Annotated in this window: 15 protein-coding genes; 3 read left to right on the top strand and 12 right to left on the bottom strand. The window is 61.7% G+C overall.

The annotated features are described in order from the left end of the window. Positions 1-2 precede the first annotated feature (2 nt). The 5 genes from ACFQ95_RS05185 to ACFQ95_RS05165 all read right to left on the bottom strand — a co-directional run bounded on the left by ACFQ95_RS05185 (position 3) and on the right by ACFQ95_RS05165 (position 4,896). Entirely contained in the window at positions 3-719 is a 717-nt protein-coding gene (locus ACFQ95_RS05185) for an ABC transporter ATP-binding protein (protein ID WP_422829751.1), read from the bottom strand. Continuing rightward, on the bottom strand, positions 700-1,437 hold the full coding sequence (locus ACFQ95_RS05180) for an ABC transporter ATP-binding protein (protein WP_422829750.1): 738 nt from the start codon (positions 1,435-1,437) through the stop codon (positions 700-702). Before ACFQ95_RS05180 ends, ACFQ95_RS05185 begins: the two co-directional genes overlap by 20 nt. Then, complete coding sequence (locus ACFQ95_RS05175) at positions 1,434-2,516, bottom strand: branched-chain amino acid ABC transporter permease (protein ID WP_422829749.1); 1,083 nt, start codon at positions 2,514-2,516, stop codon at positions 1,434-1,436. The genes ACFQ95_RS05180 and ACFQ95_RS05175 overlap by 4 nt, the downstream gene beginning before the upstream one ends. Before the next feature lie 9 nt (positions 2,517-2,525). Then, positions 2,526-3,410, bottom strand: a complete 885-nt coding sequence (locus ACFQ95_RS05170) for a branched-chain amino acid ABC transporter permease (RefSeq protein WP_422829748.1) — start codon at positions 3,408-3,410, stop codon at positions 2,526-2,528. A 223-nt stretch (positions 3,411-3,633) separates the two neighbouring features. After that, the gene (locus ACFQ95_RS05165; RefSeq protein ID WP_422829747.1) at positions 3,634-4,896 is read right to left on the bottom strand and encodes an ABC transporter substrate-binding protein; all 1,263 of its coding nucleotides are present in this window, start codon (positions 4,894-4,896) and stop codon (positions 3,634-3,636) included. Between the two features lie 364 nt (positions 4,897-5,260). Here ACFQ95_RS05165 and ACFQ95_RS05160 point away from each other — a divergent pair, with 364 nt between their 5' ends. Both ACFQ95_RS05160 and ACFQ95_RS05155 read left to right on the top strand, forming a co-directional pair. Next, positions 5,261-6,460: a patatin-like phospholipase family protein gene (locus ACFQ95_RS05160; protein WP_422829746.1), complete on the top strand. Its 1,200-nt coding sequence runs from the start codon at positions 5,261-5,263 to the stop codon at positions 6,458-6,460. A gap of 78 nt (positions 6,461-6,538) precedes the next feature. Continuing rightward, the gene (locus tag ACFQ95_RS05155; RefSeq protein WP_422829745.1) at positions 6,539-7,321 is read left to right on the top strand and encodes a 3-hydroxybutyrate dehydrogenase; all 783 of its coding nucleotides are present in this window, start codon (positions 6,539-6,541) and stop codon (positions 7,319-7,321) included. A gap of 14 nt (positions 7,322-7,335) precedes the next feature. On the opposite strand, the gene ACFQ95_RS05150 is transcribed toward ACFQ95_RS05155, so the two are convergent. The 6 genes from ACFQ95_RS05150 to mltG form a co-directional block, all read right to left on the bottom strand. Continuing rightward, positions 7,336-7,998: an ankyrin repeat domain-containing protein gene (locus tag ACFQ95_RS05150; RefSeq protein ID WP_422829744.1), complete on the bottom strand. Its 663-nt coding sequence runs from the start codon at positions 7,996-7,998 to the stop codon at positions 7,336-7,338. Continuing rightward, the gene (locus ACFQ95_RS05145; RefSeq protein WP_422829743.1) at positions 7,995-8,789 is read right to left on the bottom strand and encodes a TatD family hydrolase; all 795 of its coding nucleotides are present in this window, start codon (positions 8,787-8,789) and stop codon (positions 7,995-7,997) included. The genes ACFQ95_RS05150 and ACFQ95_RS05145 overlap by 4 nt, the downstream gene beginning before the upstream one ends. A 107-nt stretch (positions 8,790-8,896) precedes the next feature. Further along, positions 8,897-9,256, bottom strand: coding sequence for a PilZ domain-containing protein (locus ACFQ95_RS05140; RefSeq protein WP_422829742.1), 360 nt, complete (start codon positions 9,254-9,256; stop codon positions 8,897-8,899). Between the two features lie 55 nt (positions 9,257-9,311). Further along, positions 9,312-10,352, bottom strand: coding sequence for a DNA polymerase III subunit delta' (locus ACFQ95_RS05135; RefSeq protein WP_422829741.1), 1,041 nt, complete (start codon positions 10,350-10,352; stop codon positions 9,312-9,314). After that, complete coding sequence (tmk, locus tag ACFQ95_RS05130) at positions 10,349-11,026, bottom strand: dTMP kinase (protein WP_422829740.1); 678 nt, start codon at positions 11,024-11,026, stop codon at positions 10,349-10,351. Before tmk ends, ACFQ95_RS05135 begins: the two co-directional genes overlap by 4 nt. Before the next feature lie 12 nt (positions 11,027-11,038). Then, complete coding sequence (mltG, locus tag ACFQ95_RS05125) at positions 11,039-12,031, bottom strand: endolytic transglycosylase MltG (protein WP_422829739.1); 993 nt, start codon at positions 12,029-12,031, stop codon at positions 11,039-11,041. A 47-nt stretch (positions 12,032-12,078) separates the two neighbouring features. On the opposite strand from mltG, the gene ACFQ95_RS05120 reads away from it, so the two are divergent. Next, entirely contained in the window at positions 12,079-12,996 is a 918-nt protein-coding gene (locus tag ACFQ95_RS05120; RefSeq protein WP_422829738.1) for a YgfZ/GcvT domain-containing protein, read from the top strand. Positions 12,997-13,003: 7 nt separating this feature from the next. Here the strand turns inward: ACFQ95_RS05120 and ACFQ95_RS05115 are convergent, their stop codons facing one another. Further along, positions 13,004-13,882, bottom strand: a complete 879-nt coding sequence (locus ACFQ95_RS05115) for a YbgC/FadM family acyl-CoA thioesterase (RefSeq protein WP_422829737.1) — start codon at positions 13,880-13,882, stop codon at positions 13,004-13,006. Between the last annotated feature and the right edge of the window lie 2 nt (positions 13,883-13,884).

Below are 13,884 nucleotides of genomic sequence, written 5' to 3'. Positions count from 1 at the left end.
CCTTACATACCGAGGTAGGTGGACCGCAGGTGGGTGTTTGCCAGCAAGTCCGGACCCCTTCCCTGCAACGAAATGACGCCGTTTTCCAGCACATAACCGTAGTCGGCCATCTGCAGTACCTTGAAGACGTTCTGCTCTATCACCAGCACGGTGACCCCAAGGTCACGGATCTTGCGGATCGAGTCGAACAGGCGGTCGACCATGATGGGCGCGAGGCCAAGTGAAGGTTCGTCCAGTGCCAGCACCGTGGGCTTGGCCATCAGCGCCCGCCCCACGGCGACCATCTGCTGCTGCCCACCGGACAAGGTGGATGCGGCAAGTTTTTGCCGCTCTTCGAGAATCGGAAACAGCGTGAAGACCTCGGCCAGGGTCTTTTCGCGCACGGCACGCGCGCGTGGGTTGTGCGCGCCGACCAAAAGGTTCTCGCGAATCGACATGCTGAGGAATAATTGCTTGCCCTCGGGCGACTGCACAAAACCGCTCTCCACCACACGGTGCGCAGGTCGCCCCTGGATTTCCACACCCGCGAGCTGGATCGAACCTCGGGTGGTCCGCAGCAGGCCGGAGATGGTGCGCAACAGCGTGGTCTTACCCGCGCCGTTGGCGCCTATCAGGGCCACCAGTTGCCCGGGTTCAACCTTCATCGATAGGCCACGCAACACGGAGACGTCGCCGTAACCCACGGTCAGATCTCGGACCTCAAGTGCCGGCGTCGACATAATCGTCTCCAAAATAGGCTTTCAGCACGTTAGGCTGGCTGACCACCTCGCCCGGCAAGCCATTGGCGATGAGTTCACCCAGGTGCATCACAATCACGCGGTCCGAAAGACCCATGATCACTTTCATCACGTGTTCAATAATCAGCACCGTCACACCCCGGTCGCGTACACGCTTGATGAGTCCGACCATGGTCATGGCCTCCTGTGGCGTTGCGCCGGCGACGACCTCGTCCATCAGCAACAAAGTGGGCTCGGTGGAAAGCGCGCGACCAAGTTCCACCTTGCGGCGCTCGAAGGCGGTGAGGTTGTCGGCGTCCACGTCAGCCAGGGCAGTCATGCCGAGAAAGTCAAGCAGCTCGTCGGCCTTGGCCCGGGCGCGCTGGCTGTCATTGGTCTTGACCAGCGAGCCGACCACGAGGTTCTCGCGCGTTGACATGCCGCCAAACGGGCGCGACAACTGGAAGGTGCGGGCCAGGCCACTCTGACAGACATCCCATGGGCGCTTGCCCGTGATGTCTTTGCCTTCGAGTGTGATGCGGCCAGCGTCGGGTTCGATGAAACCTGCAATCATGTTGAAGGCGGTGGTCTTGCCCGCGCCGTTCGGTCCCAGCAAACCCAGGATTTCGCCACGCTGCAGGTCAAAGCTCAGGCCCTTGACGGCATGCACGCCGCCGAAACGTTTGCCGACCTGGTCGACCTTGAGTAGAACTTCGCTCATTTGACCTGCCCCCCCTCGGCGGAGTATGTGGAGCGCACGGCTGCCGTGGCCTTGGGCACACTCACTGCGGTGAAGCTCAGGGCCGCAGCCGGCTCTGCGGGCTTCTTCGCCAGTCCGCGCCTTAGCCAGTTCTGCAAGGGGTGCAGCAAGCCCTTGGGCAAATACAACACCGCGACGATGAGCACCAAGCCGTAGATCGCCAGATGCAGGCCAGCGAATTGCCCACCGAGGTAGGTGCGCGTGATCTCCGCCAGCGGCGCCAGAAACAGCGCGCCCAGCAACGGGCCGAACACCGTGCCCTGGCCGCCGATGATGCTCATCAGCGCCATGTCTATGGACAACTCGGTACCCATATTGCGCTCTGGGTTGATGAAGCGGATGAACTGCGCGTAGAAGCTGCCACCTAGCGCTGTCATGAAAGCGCTCAGCGCCAGCGCGGTGAGCGTGTAGCGTGTGGGATTGATGCCCAGGGATTCGGCCGCGTCGCGGTCTCCGCGTATGGCCTTGAGGCAAACACCGAGACGGCTGCGCTCCATCAGCCAGGTCATGCTCATCACCAGCACCAGCATGCACAGGATGATGTAGTAATAAGGCACCTTGCTCTCGAACTGGAACATGGCCCAGCTGGTACCGATGAGCGGCACGTTCAAGCCTTCGGCGCCCTTGAGGTGGATGCGGAACACCACGTCGGTGTTCTCGAACCAGATGCGTATGATTTCGGCGAAGGCGATGGTGGTCAACGCGAAATACGGGCCGCGCAGGCGCATCGTCGGATAACCCATGGCGATGGCCAGGATGGCCGCCAACACACCACCAACCAGCATGCCAAGCCACGGCGACCAGCCCATGCCCGTGAGCAGCAACACCGAGGTGTAGCCCCCGACACCGCTGAACACCGAATGGCCGAAGGAGATCTGGCCGACGTAGCCGCACATCAGGTTCCAGGCGCAGGCCAGGTAGGCGAAGTACAGCACCATGATCACCGAATGGATCAGGAATTCGTCGTGCAGCACCAGGGGGAGCATGAGACAGGCCAGCAGCACACCGGCCAAGGCAATGAAATTGGAGCGGGGACTCATAGATGCGCCTTACTTGCGGCCCATCAGCCCTTGCGGCCGGACGAGCAGGATCAGGATGAAAAGGCCTAGCGAGAAGATCGAGGCCGTGGGTGTAGCGACAAATTGCGAGGCCACGGATTCGAACAGCCCTATGACCACCCCGCCAACCAACGAGCCGGCAATACTGCCAATGCCACCCAGTACCACCACGATGAAGGACTTGATGCCAAAGCCCAGGCCCACCTGTGGTGTGATGGGAATGAAGGGGGCGATCAGGCAACCCATCACACCGACCATGGCGCAGCCCAGGCCGAAAGTGATGTTGTAGACCCGCGGCACGTCTATGCCCGACATGGCCGCGGCGTCGCGGTTCTGTGCCGTGGCGCGGATAGAGCGGCCCATGTCGCTGCGTGCCAGCCACAGTGCCAGGCCGCCGGCCATCAGCAGCGAGGCCAGTGCGGCCACGATGCGGAAGCTGTTCAGCGGAAACTGCGCCACCATCACACTCGTCACCTGCAGGGCCGACGGCGTGGAGCGCACATTAGGGCCAAAAGCCATCAGCGCCAGGTTGTCGATCAGGATGTAGACCCCCGCCGTCAGCAGCAATGCACTGATGGGCTCGACCACCAGCGCGCGTTCGCGCCGGATCAGCGGGCCGATGACGAAGCACTGCACCAGGTAACCCAGCACGAACATCAGCGGCGCGGCAATCACCACGCTCACATACGGGTCGATGTTGTAGAGCTTTTGTAACCAGAAAGCCGTATACATCGCCAACATCAGGATGGAGCCATGCGCAAAGTTCACGATGCGCAACACCCCGAAGATCAGGCTCAGGCCCAGCGCGATACCGCCGAGCATGGCGCCCACCAGAATGCCGTTGAAAGCGGCGTAAGTCAGTACGTACCAGTCCACTTGTCTGCCTTTGTCTTGACGAGGAAGGGCCTTCCCGCTGCCGCCATCGGCGGCACGCGGGTGGAGCTAATGGGTCAACGTAGTCGCGGGTTGTCGAAAAGCGTGGTGAGGAAGCTCAGTTGCATGGCGCCCGGAGCGCAGGAGGAACGTACTTCCGTACGTGAGGATTCCGAGCACCGCGCAACGCAGCAGATGGCCTCAGCAGTAGCTTTGCGACAAGCGGCTAGCGCTGGGCCCAGGCGGGCACGGGCCAGACCGGCTTGGTGTCGGCCGCGCGGTTTTCCATAGGCCAGATGGCGCGGCGTTTGCCGCCCAGGTTCTCGGAGATCACACCGTGGGCGAAGGTGTTCTGGCCGGCGGCATCGAATTTGATGCGCTGGTAACCCGTGAACAGCGCCGGTCCGCTGGTGATGTCTGTCGCGGCGATCGCATCGCGCAGCTTGTCGCGGTCGGCACTCTTGGAGCGTTCCAGCGCGTCCTTGATCACATAGATGGATGACAGGCCCTGCGCCACATAGGCGCTCATGCCGTAACCCAGGGTGGCGCGGGTGCGCTTCTCGGCATCAAGCAGCAGCGGATCCTTGTTGGTATCGAGGATGTCGACCTGCCAGTCTTCCTGCACGAAGTAATAGGCCACCATCGGCGCCTGGATTGCCGAGTAGAACGACGGATCTTCGGTGCCACCACCCGCGGAATGCACGCCGAACGGCAGGTCCAGGCGCTGCTCGGCAAGCTGGCGCGTGAACAGCAACTGGTCGGGCGTATAAAGCGCCAGAATCAGCGCGTCGGGCTTGGCCGAGCGTATCTTCAGCAACTGCGAGGTGAAATCCACCTGATTCGGCGGTGCAGGCTCGTCCAGGGCGATCTCGATTTTGCGTTCAGCCGCCAGCTTACGGATGTTGGCCGCGTGTGAACGGCCCCAGTCACCGCCCTCATAGAACAAGGCAACACGCTTCACGGACTTGCCGGACTCCTTGGCCAGCAGATCCATGGCGTCGAGCTGCTCACGCGCGTCATAGGTGGCTTTGTTGTTAATGCGAAATACATACTTGAAGCCGCGCTCGGTGATCTCGTCCTTCACCGCCCCGACCACCACCCAGGGTGTCTTGTTGCGCTCGGCGAGCTCGGTCGACGGGAAGGTCACGGCGCTGTTGAATGCGCCACACAACACCGCCACGTTTTCGCGCTGTATCAGGCGTTCGGTTTCCGAGACTCCCACGTCGGCCTTTGACTGCGAGTCGCCAAACACCGCCTGCAGCTTGGCACCACCCATAGCCTGGATACCGCCTGCAGCGTTGATCTGCTCCACTGCCGCCAGCACACCGGAACGCGTCTGGTTGCCAACTGCGGCCGAACCGCCGCTGAGCGGCAATACACAACCAATCTTCACGGCCACAGGTGTTTGCGCCAGCGCGCCACCGAGACCGAATACAAAAACTGCGCCTGCCGATAAGAGCCTGAGCAAGCCCCTCTTTTCGAGTGTCATGGATGTCTCCGTTTTTGTTGATCTGAGCGAGCAGTTTGGATTCGGCACAAAAACGAGATGGCGACAAAGCGCCAAACAGTTCACTATGTGAACATGTGGGTTTCCCTAGGCGGGTGAAAGGCGGTACTGGGTGAGATCCATCTCACGGGCTGAACATGGACGCGCAAATGCCTGCCAAGACGTACACCATGGATTTGCTGGGCGCGTCCCTTGCTGGATCAGCCGCAAGGGCAACGGCTGGAACGATGTGTGCTTGGGCTGCAGGCCAAACATTTCGATGCGATATCCAAGTCTGGCGATACACAAGGTTCACGTAGCTGCCGTATCCTAGGATTCCGTCCACCTCAGCTTGAATCGGGCCCGCATGACTCTTTCACGCCACCCTCACCCGGCCGACAGTCGGGAAAATCCCCCAAGCGCATCACGTGGCCGCAAGGCAGTGCCCGTTGCAGCGCAGACTTCGCAGAACATTTTGGTATTGCAAGGCGGTGGCGCGCTGGGGGCTTACCAGGCTGGGGTGTATGAAGCCCTGCACGAAACAGCCCAGCCGCTGCACTGGGTGGCCGGTATTTCGATTGGGGCGATCAATGCGGCGTTGATTGTGGGCAATCCGCCGGAACGCCGTTTGGCCCGGCTCCAGGAGTTCTGGGAGCTGGTCAGTTCCGGCCTTCCCTCACCATTTTTCGCCATCGACAAGTTCTGGCGTGAAACCCTCAATGAAATCAGCGCGTCTCAGGTGATGGCGCTGGGTGTGCCCGGCTTCTTCAAGCCCAGGGTTCCGCCGGCGCCCATGCAGCCGCATGGGACACCCGGCGCCATCAGTTATTACGACACGGCACCGCTGCGCGAAACCCTGGAACGGCTGGTGGACTTCGAGTTGATCAACAACGGCCCCATTCGTCTTGCCGTGGGCGCCGTGAACGTCCGCAATGGCAATTTTCAGTACTTCGATTCCAGCAAGCAAAAACTCGACGCCCGTCACATCATGGCCAGTGGCGCACTGCCGCCGGGTTTTGCACCGGTGGAGATTGATGGCGAGCATTACTGGGATGGTGGACTGGTCTCCAACACGCCCCTGCAATACGTGCTCGACGAACCAGGCGCGGGACACCGCACGGTGTTGCAGGTGGATTTGTTCGCCGCCAAGGGCGAGATGCCCACCAATCTGATCGAGGTGTCGGGACGTGAAAAAGACATTCGCTTCTCAAGCCGTACCCGGCTGAACACCGACACCGGCACCGACTGGCAGATTGTGGCCCAGGCCACGAAACGCCTGCTGGCCAAGCTGCCGCCCGAGTTGGCGCAGGATCCCGATGTGCTGACCTTGTCGCGCATCCAATGCACCACCTCGTCCATCGATGTTGTGCACCTGATCTACCGCACGCGGCATTACGAGAGCCAGTCCAAAGATTACGAGTTTTCCAGCCTGTCGATGCGTGAGCACTGGCAAAGTGGCCGCGCTGACATGGCGCATACCTTGCATGACCCGCGCTGGACAGAGCGCGCCCGTGAGTTCACCGGGGTTCGCGTATTTGACTTGAATGCCGATCACCTCAGCGATTGAGTTGCCCTCTACACGCTTGATTCTCGCCCTGGGCGCGGCAAGCGATTTCTTCGTTTTCCATCCAAAGGAGTTCACAGCATGAAGCTAAAAGACAAAGTGTGTATCGTCACCGGCGCGGCCAGTGGCATAGGCAAGGAGATCGCACTCACCTATGCGCGCGAAGGTGGCAAGCTGGTGATCGCCGACCTGAACAAGGCCGCTGCACAAGCCGTCGCCGATGAGATCGTCGCTGCCAAAGGCGTGGCCATGGCTGTGGCCATGGATGTCACCAGCGAGGAGCAGGTCAACGCCGCGGTCGCCGAAGTGGTGGCGGCCTATGGCGGGGTCGATGTCCTGGTCAGCAACGCAGGTGTGCAAATCGTGCACCCCATCGAAGAATTTCCGTTTGCCGACTGGAAGAAAATGCTGGCCATCCACCTGGACGGCGCTTTCCTCACCACCAAGGCCTGCTACCCACACATGCAGGCCTCGGGCAAAGGCGGCAGCATCATCTACATGGGCTCGGTGCACTCCAAGGAAGCCTCGGTGCTGAAGTCAGCCTATGTGACCGCCAAACACGGCCTGATTGGCTTGTGCAAAACGGTGGCCAAGGAAGGTGGCAAACACAAAATCCGCGCCAACGTGATCTGCCCCGGCTTTGTGCGTACACCGCTGGTCGAGAAGCAGATTCCCGAGCAAGCGGCGGCTTTGGGCATCAGCGAAGACGATGTGATCAAAAAAGTCATGCTCAAGGAAACCGTGGACGGCGAGTTCACCACCATCCAGGATGTGGCCGAGACCGCCCTGCTCTTTGCCGGTTTTGAAACCAATGCACTCACCGGCCAATCATTGGTGGTGAGCCACGGCTGGTTCATGCAGTAAGCAGTAGGCGATCTTTACCAGGTCCCTTGTTTGACGCCGCGTTTTCGCACTGCGGCGCCAATCAATTCAATCGCATCGGGGCGGCTGGCTTTTTGCGCAAAGTCCAGGGCGGAGAGATTCTTCTCGTTCTTCAGCGTGGGATCGGCGCCGGCTTCGAGCAAAAACTTCACCGCCTCGGTGCTGCCGTAAGACGCGGCCATCATCAGTGGCGTGGTTTTGTTGGGCGATTCGGCGTCGATGTAGGCGTTTTCGTCCAGCAACAACTGCATCACCGCCACATGCCCATTGGTGGCGGCGTAATGCAGGGGCGCCCAGCCGGTTTTATTGACGTCGGCGTCTTTCGCTATGAGTTTCTGGCAGGTGGCCAAATCGCCTTGCAAGGCCGCCAGCATCAGCGGGCTTTCGTCTTTTTCGTTGCGTGTCTCGACCTGGATCTTGGGCGCCGCCAACAAGACGTTGAGCACCTTGGGCGATGGTGTGCGCACCGCGATAAATACGCCCGTCAGGCCTTTTTCATTGACCGTATTCGGGTCAAAACCACGCCGCAACAGGTTTTGCACGGTGCTTGCATCATCTCTGGCGACGGCTGCGAAGTAGTCTTCAAAAGAACCCGCGCTGGATGCAGAAAATCCAATAAATACAAATAGATAAATGAAATACCTAAAGTAGTTTCTCATGCCAGAACGCCTTTAAAAAGACTGTCGAAATTGCGGCTGGTGGCTTCGGCCACTTCTTCGACCGTACAGTTTTTCAACGCCGCCACTTGTTTGGCCACGTAAGGGACATAAGACGGATTGTTCGTCTTGCCACGGTATGGGACCGGCGCTAGATAGGGACTGTCGGTTTCGATCAGGATCCTGTCCATGGGCACAAAGGCGGCCACGTCGCGTATGTCTTGCGCCGTCTTGAACGTCAGAATACCCGAGAACGAAATGTAGAAACCCAGGTCTAGCGCGGCGCGCGCCACCGCGGCGGTTTCAGTAAAACAATGGAACACGCCACCGGCCGCACCGGCCGAGCCGTCTTCGCCCAGTTCTTTCAGAATGGCAATGGTGTCGTCCGAGGCACTGCGCGTGTGGATCACCAGCGGTTTCTGGGTTTGCTGGGCGGCGCGTATGTGCACCCGAAAACGTTCGCGTTGCCATTCCATGTCGACCACCGTGCGGTCGCCCAGGCGGTAGTAGTCCAAGCCGGTTTCGCCAATACCCACAATGCGCGGACGTGCAGCCAGGCTGACGAGATCCTCAAGCGACGGCTCGCGCACGTCGTGGTTGTCGGGGTGCACACCCACGGTGGCCCAGAAGTTGTCGTAGCCCACGGCCAGGGCGTGTACGTCTTCAAATTCTTCGAGCGTGGTGCAGATGCACAAGGCGCGGTCTACACGGGCCTCGGCCATGGCGCTGCGGATGGCAGGCAGTTGGCCCGCGAGATCAGGGTACGAGAGATGGCAGTGGGAGTCTGTGAACATGGCAAGGGCCGCGGCATGTGCGGCAAATCAGGTCGGCGCCTGGACAAAGGTGCCATAACGCGATGGCGCCATTTTAGGAGCCGAGCGCTCCTGTGAACCCGCTGGGGTTAAATCGTTTGTGTGGCTCGTTCAGAACCCAGATGCGCACCCAGCAACTCTTCGATCTTGATCTTCAACTGCCGCGCCTTGTCATCCTTGGGAAACTGAATACCCACGCCTTGGGTGCGGCTGCCAGAGGCACGCGCAGGCGTGACCCAGGCAACGCGACCAGCGATGGGATAACGCTGCGGACCTTCGGGCAGCGAGAGCAACACATAAACGTCGTCACCCAATTGGTACTCGCGCACCGTGGGTACAAAAATCCCCCCCTCGGCAAACAGCGGGATGTAAGCCGCGTACAGCGCAGCCTTCTCCTTGATGGCCAACTGAATGACACTAGGGCGCGGTGTGGTCGGGGTGGTGCTCATGCGTAAACAGTCTTGGTTGGCGGCTGAGGTTGGCGGTCAAGGGTGGTGACAGTCTCTACGTCGACGAGTTTAGAGCCGTTTGGGCCCGGCTCACAAGCGCTTCCAGCATCAGGCCAGGATTGAACGGATGCTCCACCGTGCGTGCTGTGGTGGCCAGCTCTTTTGACCACTGTGTCAATGTGGCCACAGAGGCGCTGGCGCCCAGTCTTTGCAGATCGGCTGCGGCGAAGAAACGCGGTGTGGCCCCGCTGCGCAACACCAGCACGTCGTGGCAAATCTTCTGCAGCGCGTCGACCACCTGGCCCATGGCCCAGTTGGCAAACGGGCTCACGTCACCAGCCGCCACGGCGCGCGGCAGTTGTGACCAGTTTTTGGCGTTGAGCCCGGCTTGCGCCATTTGCAGCGCATCATCTGGGCGCTGGCCAGCGGCAGCCAGTAACACTGCGGCATCGGCCGGCGCGACGTTTTGCGCCTGCAGCCAGGCCGTGGCCTCGGTGCCTGCGGGCCACTCCATGTTGTGGCCCATGCAGCGGCTGCGTATGGTGGGCAGCAGTTGGTGCGCCGCGCCCGTGGCCAGCACAAACTTGACGTCGCCGGGCGGCTCTTCCAGCGTTTTCAGCAGCGCATTGGCCGTGACTTGGTTCATGCGCTCGGCCGGGTAGACCAACACGGCTTTGCCACGCCCGCGTGCGCTGGTGCGCTGCGAAAACTCAACCGCGTCACGCATGGCATCCACACGGATTTCTTTGCTGGGCTTGCGTTTTTTGTCGTCGATCTCGGCTTGCGCCTTCTCGGGCAGCGGCCAGCCGAGTTCCATCATCGCGGTCTCGGGCATCAGCACACACAGATCGGCATGGGCGCGCACGTCGATGGCGTGGCAACTGCCGCAGCGGCCACAAGCGCCCTGCCCCTGTTGGGTATCAGCGTTGTCGCAAAGCCAGGCGCGCGCCAACTCCATCGCCAGGCGGTATTGGCCCAGGCCAGACGGGCCGTAAAGCAACCAGGCGTGGCCGCGCTGGGCCAGCAAGCCAGTGCGTTGCCGCACCAGCCATGGGGCCAAGGGCAGAGTTTCAACTTGCGCTTCGGCTTGGCTCATTTCGGCCCCGCCTGTGCGGCCACCATGATGGCCAGCCAGCCCTTGCGCACCAGGGTGCTGGTGATTTGTTGCCACACGGCGTGGCGCGAAGTGGCAGCGTCGATACGCGTCACGCGTGCCGGGTCTTGTGCATGGCGCTGGGCATAGGCCCCGGCCACACGCTGGAAAAACACCACGGGTTGGGACTCAAAACGGTCTGGCACGCGGGCGCCGGCCAGGCGTTCGGCGGCGGTTTCGGGTGGCAGGTCGAACCACAGGGTCAGATCGGGCTGGCGGATGAAGCTGGCGTTGTCGGCGGCCGTGGCCTGCACGATGCGCTCCAGCGTGGACAACACGGCCACATCAAACCCTCGGCCGCCGCCCTGATAGGCGAAAGTGGCATCGGTGAAGCGGTCGCTGATCACCACCTCGCCACGCGCCAGGGCCGGCTCTATCACTTGCCGCAGGTGGTCGCGCCGGCCGGCAAAGATCAGCAGCGCTTCGGTCAGCGGGTCCATGGGCTCATTGAGCACCAGCGTGCGCAACTGCTCGGCCAGCGGCGTGCCTCCGGGTTCACGCGTCAGCGTGACGCTGCGCCCCTGGGCGCGAAAGGCTTGGGCCAACGCCTCGATGTGGGTGGATTTACCCGCGCCGTCTATGCCTTCGAAACTGATGAAGATGCCTTTGTTTTGCACTTTTGGTGGGCCTTAACGGTTGCGCTGGTATTGGTTGACCGCTCGATTGTGCTCTTCCAGCGATGGGCTGAAATGGCTGCTGCCGTCACCCTTGGCGACGAAGTACAAGGCGTCGGTGCGCGCGGGTTGCACCGCAGCCAGTAGCGACGCCGCTCCCGGCATGGCGATAGGCGTGGGCGGCAAGCCACGGCGGGTGTAGGTGTTGAAGGGGGTGTCGGCACGCAGGTCGGAGCGGCGCAGATTGCCGTCAAACGACGCACCCAGGCCGTAGATCACCGTGGGGTCGGTCTGCAGCGGCATGCCGATTCGCAGGCGGTTGTTGAACACGCCGGAGATCAGCGGCCGGTCTGCGCCCTGCCCGGTTTCTTTCTCGATGATGCTGGCCATGATCAGTGCCTCTTCGGGGGTTTTCAAGGCCAGGTCGGGCTGGCGTTGTGCCCAGGCGGCGGCGAGCATTTTGTCCATGGCTTGCATGGCTTGTTTCAGCACGACCAGGTCGCTGCTGTTCTTGGGGTAGCGGTAGGTGTCGGGGAAGAAACGGCCTTCAGCGGCCACACCGGGGCGGCCCAGCTTGCTCATGATCAAATCGGGCTCAAGGGCACTGCTGTCGGGCGTCAGGCGCTCTGCTTTTGCAAGCGCCTCACGCACTTGGCGGAAGTTCCAGCCCTCCACCAGCGTCACGCTGCGCAAGGCTTGCTCGCCACGCACCAGTTTGTCTAGCAGGGCTTCGGGCGAGGTACCGGGTGTGATCTCGTAGCTGCCGGCCTTGATCAGCCGCGACTGGCCCGACAGGCGAAACCACCAATACAAGGCATCGGCCGACACCGGCACACCCGCGTCCACCACCGCTTGCGCCACGCTGCGCGACGACGCGCCCGGCGCCACCGTGAAGTCGCGCGTGGCATCGCCCACCGGCAAGGGCCGCTGCACCCACCACCAGCCCAAGCCACCACCCAGGCCCAGCAAGAGGGCCACATAAACCACCACGATCAATAAACGACGCACAACCCTACTTACCTTGTGAACTAAGGAGGGGCATGATAATTCACGCCATGACACATCCACTCCATGGCATCGCTTCTTTAACGCACTTGGGCGTCATCCGCGTAGCGGGTGAAGACGCCGTCAAATTCCTTCAAGGCCAACTCACCAACGACTTCGCGCTGCTCGCCCCCGGCCAGGCGCGGCTGGCGGCCTTTTGCTCGCCCAAAGGCCGCATGCAGGCGAGTTTTATTGGCTTCAAACGCGGCGCCGACGAAGTGCTGCTGGTCTGCAGCCAGGACCTGCTGGCGCAAACGCTCAAGCGTTTGTCTATGTTTGTGATGCGCGCCAAGGCCAAATTGACCGATGCCAGCGCCGACTTCCAACTCTTTGGTTTGCTCGGCTCTGCTGTTGCCGATGCGAACGCGGCCGCCTGGTCGCTGTTTGAAACCGCGCATGGCCCTGCCGTCGCCCTGTACCCTGCCGATGGCCAGCCGCGCGCCCTGCTGCTTGCCCCGGCAGGCGTCACTGCCGAGGCCGTTGCGCCAGGCGCTGCGGTGTTGAGCGCCGACCAATGGGCCTGGAGCGAAGTGCGCAGCGGCATTGCCACCGTCACCCTGCCGCTGTTTGAAGCGCTGGTGCCACAGATGCTGAACTATGAATCGGTGGGCGGCGTGAACTTCAAAAAAGGCTGCTACCCCGGCCAGGAAGTTGTGGCGCGCAGCCAGTTTCGCGGCACGCTGAAGCGCCGCGCCAGCATCGTGCATGCGGACCTGCCTTTGCTGGCCGGGCAGGAAGTGTTTGAAGCGGCCGATGCCGAGCAGCCCTGCGGCGTGGTCGCCCAAGCCGCACCCAACCCTGAGGGGGGTTTCGACGCCATTGTGTCGATGCAGATTGCCGCGCAGAACGGTGTGTTGACGGCCGGTTCGGCCGCCGGGCCCAAGCTGACCTTGCTGCCGTTGCCTTACGAACTGCTCGCTGACATTTAAGGCTAGGTCATAACACCCGGAACATCTCCTGGTGCCCAATGCCCGCCTCGACAAACACCTCTCCACGCGGCGTAAACCCGGCCTGGCGGTAAAAGCCTTCGGCGCTGAGTTGGGCGTGCAGCAGGACTTCCAGGTCGCCACGTTTGGCGCTGGCCTGTACCAAGGCCTCCAGAATTTCTTCGCCCAAACCCGTGCCGCGCAGCGGCTGCAGCACGGCCATGCGGCCTATGCGCCCTACGCCGGGCGCGTGTTGCAGCAGGCGGCCAGTGGCCAACGCTTGGCCGAATCGGTTGCGCGCCAGCGCGTGGATCACTTCGGGTTGTGCGTCGGCTGCGTCCCACTCCATTTCTTTGGGAATGCCCTGCTCCTGCACAAACACCTGTTCGCGTACGGCGCTGGCGTCCTGGCCTAAGATTGCCCAGTCGCCTAAAGCGATGTTGTAGACGGCTTCGCCGGCCTCGTAGCCATTGATCAGGTCACGCAGTGCATCGGGCACGGCCTGCGAGGTTTGCGTACGCGGGTCGGCATAGACATAAATCAGTTCACCACTGGTGAGCTGGCGGCCGTCGCGCAGCACCTGGCCTTCGAAGCGCAGCGACGAACGACCGATGTGCACGCAGCGCAGCGTGACGTCGATGAGATCGTCGACGCGCGCCGAGGCGTGGTATTCCACCGTGGCTTTTTTCAGGTAGATGTCACCCTGCAACTGCTGCATGGTGGCCTCGTAGGGCATGGCCAGCGCGCGCCAGTATTCGGCAATCGCCACGTCGAAATACGCCAGGTAATGGGCGTTGAAGACGATTTTTTGCATGTCGACTTCAGACCAGCGCACACGCAGGCGATGGGAGAAGCGGCTTGGTTGAGGCAGCGATGCAATGTTGGACATAA

Origin of the sequence: Variovorax sp. HJSM1_2 (genome assembly GCF_049316285.1) — a bacterium.
GTDB lineage: Bacteria > Pseudomonadota > Gammaproteobacteria > Burkholderiales > Burkholderiaceae_C > Rhodoferax_B.
The sequence above is the reverse complement of the archived record's forward strand: the minus strand, read 5'-3'. Positions and strand labels throughout refer to the sequence as shown.

Excerpts from the sequence above, each read along its gene's own strand:
- ACFQ95_RS05180 (WP_422829750.1), bottom strand. The coding sequence starts at position 1,437 with ATGAGCGAAGTTCTACTCAAGGTCGACCAGGTCGGCAAACGTTTCGGC.
- ACFQ95_RS05120 (WP_422829738.1), top strand. The coding sequence starts at position 12,079 with ATGACACATCCACTCCATGGCATCGCTTCTTTAACGCACTTGGGCGTC.
- ACFQ95_RS05145 (WP_422829743.1), bottom strand. The coding sequence starts at position 8,789 with ATGTTCACAGACTCCCACTGCCATCTCTCGTACCCTGATCTCGCGGGC.
- ACFQ95_RS05185 (WP_422829751.1), bottom strand. The coding sequence starts at position 719 with ATGTCGACGCCGGCACTTGAGGTCCGAGATCTGACCGTGGGTTACGGC.
- ACFQ95_RS05160 (WP_422829746.1), top strand. The coding sequence starts at position 5,261 with ATGACTCTTTCACGCCACCCTCACCCGGCCGACAGTCGGGAAAATCCC.
- ACFQ95_RS05175 (WP_422829749.1), bottom strand. The coding sequence starts at position 2,516 with ATGAGTCCCCGCTCCAATTTCATTGCCTTGGCCGGTGTGCTGCTGGCC.
- ACFQ95_RS05115 (WP_422829737.1), bottom strand. The coding sequence starts at position 13,882 with ATGTCCAACATTGCATCGCTGCCTCAACCAAGCCGCTTCTCCCATCGC.
- ACFQ95_RS05140 (WP_422829742.1), bottom strand. The coding sequence starts at position 9,256 with ATGAGCACCACCCCGACCACACCGCGCCCTAGTGTCATTCAGTTGGCC.
- ACFQ95_RS05135 (WP_422829741.1), bottom strand. The coding sequence starts at position 10,352 with ATGAGCCAAGCCGAAGCGCAAGTTGAAACTCTGCCCTTGGCCCCATGG.
- ACFQ95_RS05155 (WP_422829745.1), top strand. The coding sequence starts at position 6,539 with ATGAAGCTAAAAGACAAAGTGTGTATCGTCACCGGCGCGGCCAGTGGC.
- ACFQ95_RS05150 (WP_422829744.1), bottom strand. The coding sequence starts at position 7,998 with ATGAGAAACTACTTTAGGTATTTCATTTATCTATTTGTATTTATTGGA.
- ACFQ95_RS05165 (WP_422829747.1), bottom strand. The coding sequence starts at position 4,896 with ATGACACTCGAAAAGAGGGGCTTGCTCAGGCTCTTATCGGCAGGCGCA.